This is a genomic window from Mesorhizobium silamurunense, assembly GCF_014843905.1.
In the GTDB taxonomy this organism is placed as follows: Bacteria; Pseudomonadota; Alphaproteobacteria; order Rhizobiales; family Rhizobiaceae; genus Mesorhizobium; species Mesorhizobium silamurunense.
The window spans coordinates 1-333 of sequence record NZ_LPVS01000150.1 but is presented as its reverse complement, the minus strand read 5'-3'; the positions used below and the strand labels follow the sequence as shown (position 1 = coordinate 333).

Annotated in this window: 1 pseudogene; it reads right to left on the bottom strand. The window is 67.9% G+C overall.

Going from position 1 to position 333, the window contains the following annotated elements:
• Window positions 1-87: 87 nt before the first annotated feature.
• Window positions 88-333 (bottom strand): annotated as a pseudogene (locus AU465_RS32795) (CoA ester lyase); the annotation flags it as partial.

Below are 333 nucleotides of genomic sequence, written 5' to 3'. Positions count from 1 at the left end.
CCGCCGCGCGGCACATGCACGCCGTGGCGGGCGAGCAGTTCCTTGGCCTGGTATTCGTGAATGTCCATCTTGTCCTCCCGGTAATTCTTACTGCGCCGCGCTATGCGCCTGGCCGGCGCGCTCGATCGCCTCGCTGACCACCAGCACGTTGCGCGCCATGCGCTCCGACGCCGCGTCGATCATCTTGCCGTCGAGCGCGGCCGCACCCTTGCCGAGCGCCTCCGCTTCCTTCAGCACCTCGAGGATGCGGCGGGCGCGCGTGACCTCCTTTTCCGGCGGCGAGAACACGTCGTTGGCCAAAGCGATCTGCGAGGGGTGGATCGCCCATTTGCC